The organism is Microcystis sp. LE19-195.1E (assembly GCF_027532095.1).
Classification (GTDB): domain Bacteria; phylum Cyanobacteriota; class Cyanobacteriia; order Cyanobacteriales; family Microcystaceae; genus Microcystis; species Microcystis aeruginosa.
In genome coordinates, this window is record NZ_JAPZSZ010000095.1 from 1 (window position 1) to 3,973 (window position 3,973).

At 50.3% G+C, this 3,973-nt stretch carries 3 protein-coding genes; all 3 read right to left on the minus strand.

The window, feature by feature from the left end; genetic code table 11:
* Positions 1-278: 278 nt before the first annotated feature.
* Positions 279-884 (minus strand): hypothetical protein, encoded by a 606-nt coding sequence (locus O9300_RS05820; protein WP_002799672.1) that lies wholly within the window; start codon positions 882-884, stop codon positions 279-281.
* 96 nt (positions 885-980) lie between these two features.
* On the minus strand, positions 981-1,655 hold the full coding sequence (locus O9300_RS05825) for a MarC family protein (RefSeq protein ID WP_147073497.1): 675 nt from the start codon (positions 1,653-1,655) through the stop codon (positions 981-983).
* A gap of 175 nt (positions 1,656-1,830) precedes the next feature.
* A partial coding sequence (locus O9300_RS05830) for an arylsulfatase (protein WP_287970559.1) occupies positions 1,831-3,973 on the minus strand: 2,143 nt, incomplete at its 5' end.

The window sequence follows — 3,973 nt, forward strand, 5'->3', positions numbered from 1 at the left end:
GCCCGAATGCTTCGCCCCTACAGGACGCGGGCCGATGAAGATGTAAGGTTTTGAAACATGATTCTCTCAAAATCTTGCACCTGTGGGAGCGAAAAAAGACCCTAAGACCCTTACCTAGTCTATATTTCACATTTATTCAGCCAGCCCTATTTAGGGTTTGCGGCAAAAAGTTTGTTGGTGGGGTTAGGAGTCGGTCGTCAGTAGCCGGTCGTCAGTATTCAGGAGTTTCAGGCTTTGTTGCCCTCTTTTTTTGTAGCAGGAATAATAGAACAATCGTATTAATAACGTAGGGGTCCACCGTAACCACCGTATAAACCGACTCCGCGGGTACCGGCCCCCACCCCGTAAAAGCCAGGGCCGACACCACCACCAACACCAATCCAATCGATAAATAGGGAAGTTGCCCCGCCGGCCTTGGGTAGAGTCCCTTCGATTAGCTTATAGCTATAAATCAAGTCCTTGCCATCGATGACGGGATTGCTAATCTCGACGACAACTATAGTATTGTCTTGACGACCAGGTTCGTAGACTGAGAGGGTCGCATTGGGGGGATCGTTAGCAAAATTATCTTTTCCTGCCCTGGCTGTCCACTCATCCATATAGGCGGCCATGGTCAGATTACCAGCAATCCGGTTCGGGCGATCGGAAAAGTATAATGTCTGTTTGTTGACGTTCACCAAGCGAATTGTTTTTGTGACGGGATCTACCTGAATATCTTCTGCCGTTTGCACGAACATTAACTGCACTTTTTCTTGAGCAGGAGTAGTCTGGGCTACAGAAATATTGGGCATCCCCCAGCTAGTGATTGCCATGGCCGCTACTCCCAGAAAAAGTGTATAACGAAAACGCTTCAGGGATTTGGTCAATTGATGAGAATTTTTCATGATTGCTCTCCTTAATACCCAGTTTAAATAGACAACAGCTTATTTGATATTTTAAGTAATTTTCTTAGCTAACTATTTAGACTAATTAGCAATTTGCTATGATGGCAGTTTAGGAACGATCTGATCGACAAAAATATTAATCAAACCTTTCACCATAAATTGTACTCCGATCGCTGCTACAAATAGCCCCATAACTCGCTGAGTAATACTCAAGCCAATATCTCCCAAAAGTCTTTGTAACCATTGGCCAGCAGCGAGGATGAGAAAGACCAAAAAACTGACTAAAATTGTCATCAAAATCAGTTCAATGCCCATACCGTCACCCAGCTTTGATTCGGCTTCACTGGCATAAAGGATAACGTTAGCAATAACCCCAGGTCCTACCAATAAAGGCATAGCCATAGGAATAACAATTTGCCGATAAACTGACTTAGCTTCGCTGAGATAATCCCCTCCTCGCTCATTAATTAAAAGCTCTTTTGTACCTCCCCCAGAACCGTTAACAATGTTGATAACGATCATCAACAAAAGCACTCCACCAGCAAGGCGAAAAGAGTCTAAGGTGACACCAAAGAATTTTAGCATTGACGTTCCGATAAACATAAAAATTAACAACAAACACAAGACAGTTAACGAGACAAATAGAGCCACGAGTCGCTGTACTTCTTGACGTTCGCGAGCGGTGTAACTAATAAATATCGGCAGCATCCCCAGAGGATTTAAGAGGGCGAATAGAGTGATGGCAAAGTTTCTCAAAAAAGACCATTCCATAGAACAAAGTTGCTAATTTAAACTCAATTTTTTTGCTTTTAACCGAGGGAAAGTCTAGATAAAACTACCAGCGCGGTTAGTTTTTGCTATAGAAAATTAAACATTGGCTCGCCAGCGATCGCGATTCCTCCCCTAAGACCGAATAAGCGAAACCGTCGATCGCAAGTCCCCTTTTCTACTGCCGGGCCATGATAATTTTCAGACGTTCCTCCGGGTCGATCAGGTGGTCATGAGCGTCCGTACCCACATCCAGTTGAACCCAACCGATCTTGCCGGTGAAACGACTGGTTTTCGAGGTATATTCCGCCGCTACGGGGGTACCGGATTCGTAGCCGATATCCGTGGTCTCGTCCGCAGAGAAAATAAAAGCCTGAGTTCGTTCTACCCGACCCGTACCCACCGGTTGACCGTCGTAGTAGAGGGTGACATTTCCCCCCCGTCCTAAACCACCGCCATCGTAGGCAAACTCCATCCTTACCTGATGCTTACCGGCCGGGATCGTCTCCGTCGCCTCGGTGACAAAACTTTGAATCCCCAGCACGTTATAGACGAACTTGGCTTTTCCGTCGTGGGTATAGACACTCCAACCACCGAAGCGGCCGCCTTGGGCGATAATCACCCCGTCCGCGCCTTCCGGGGGAATGTTCAGTTCCGCCGTCACCGAGAAGGATTTATTTTTGATGTTGATGACGCTATTTTCAGACAAACGCCCCATCCCGGCAAAGAATAATTGCGAGTTTCCCCGCACGAGGGTAGGCCGGCCAGCGGTGGCGGGATCGACCCGTTCCACTTGGCGATCGTCTAGGGGCAGTACATTATACTTAACCGCCTCGATCAGAAATTGTCGCTGTAGTTCGTGCAGTTTCTCTGGCATTTCCCGGGAGAGATCCCGAGCTTGCGTCCAATCCGTACTGCCGTCGTATAGTTCCCAGATATCATCGTCGAAAGGAACCATCGTCTGTCCAGTCATAATCCACGGGGTGCGGTGCTTGGTAATCCCACTCCAACCCTTGTAATAGATGCCCCGATTGCCAAACATCTCGAAATACTGCACATCGTGACGTTCGGGGGCGGCCGCGTCGTTAAAGGTATAAACCATACTCGTACCCTCGTAGGGACTTTGTAGGACACCGTTAACCATAGTCGGTTCGGGAATTCCCGCTACTGCCAACACCGTCGGGGCCACATCGATCAGATGACAGAACTGATGGCGAATCCCACCTTTTTCCCTGATGATTTTGGGATAACGAACAATCGTACCGTTGCGGGTCCCGCCCCAGTGAGAAGCGACCTGCTTCGTCCATTTGTAGGGGCTACTCATCGCCCAGGCCCAACCGACCGCGTAGTGATTATAGGAATCGGGCGCACCGAAGTCATCTAGTTTCGAGAGGAGAAATTCCGGGGTTTCTAGACCCGCTAACCCGTTAAAGTTGGCCATCTCGTTAAACGCGCCCTGCAGCGTTCCCTCGGCGGATGCGCCGTTATCGCCGACGATGACGTAAACGAGCGTATCGTCGAGGATTTCTAGATTTTCTAAGGCTTGAATCACCCGTCCCACCTGCTCATCGGTATGTTCCAGAAAGGCGGCGTACACCTCCATCTGGCGCTCTAATACCGGCTTCAGGCGATCATCCATGTCATCCCAGGCGGGAATTTCGGCGTGACGGGGGGTGAGTTCGGCATTTTGGGGAATTACGTCCAGTTCTTTCTGTCGGGCAAAGGTAATCTCCCTCTGGTGATCCCAACCGTGAGCGAATTGGCCCCGATACTTGTCGATCCATTCCTTGGGGACGTGGTGGGGGGCATGGGTCGCGCCGGGGGCGAAGTACATAAAGAAAGGCTTATCGGGGGCGAGGGCTTTTTGTTGACTGACCCAAGCGATCGCTCGATCGGCCAGATCTTCGGTCAGGTGATACCCTTCCTCCGGGGTTTTCGGCGGTTCGATCGGGGTTGTTCCCTCGTACAGTGCCGGCTCCCACTGGTTATTCTCGCCACCGATAAAGCCGTAGAAATACTCGAATCCACCCCCGCCAGAGGGCCAAGCGTCAAACGGGCCGATCGGGCTGGTTTGCCAAACCGGTACCTCGTGGCACTTACCGAACTGCGCCGTGGAATAGCCGTTCAGCTTCAGGGTCAAGGCGAGGGGGGCTTTGGTGTTGGGACGAACGGAACTCTGCCCGGGGGCGGAGGTGGCGGTTTCGGTGATGTTGCCCATGCCGACCGAGTGATGATTCCTTCCAGAGAGCAAAGCCGCGCGGCTGGGAGAGCAGAGGGCAGTGGTATGAAAACGGGTATATTTTAGCCCCTGTGCCGCTAAT

What these genes read in the sequence shown, in the direction of transcription:
- O9300_RS05820 (WP_002799672.1), bottom strand. Translation starts at nt 884, where the DNA reads ATGAAAAATTCTCATCAATTGACCAAATCCCTGAAGCGTTTTCGTTAT.
- O9300_RS05825 (WP_147073497.1), bottom strand. Translation starts at nt 1,655, where the DNA reads ATGGAATGGTCTTTTTTGAGAAACTTTGCCATCACTCTATTCGCCCTC.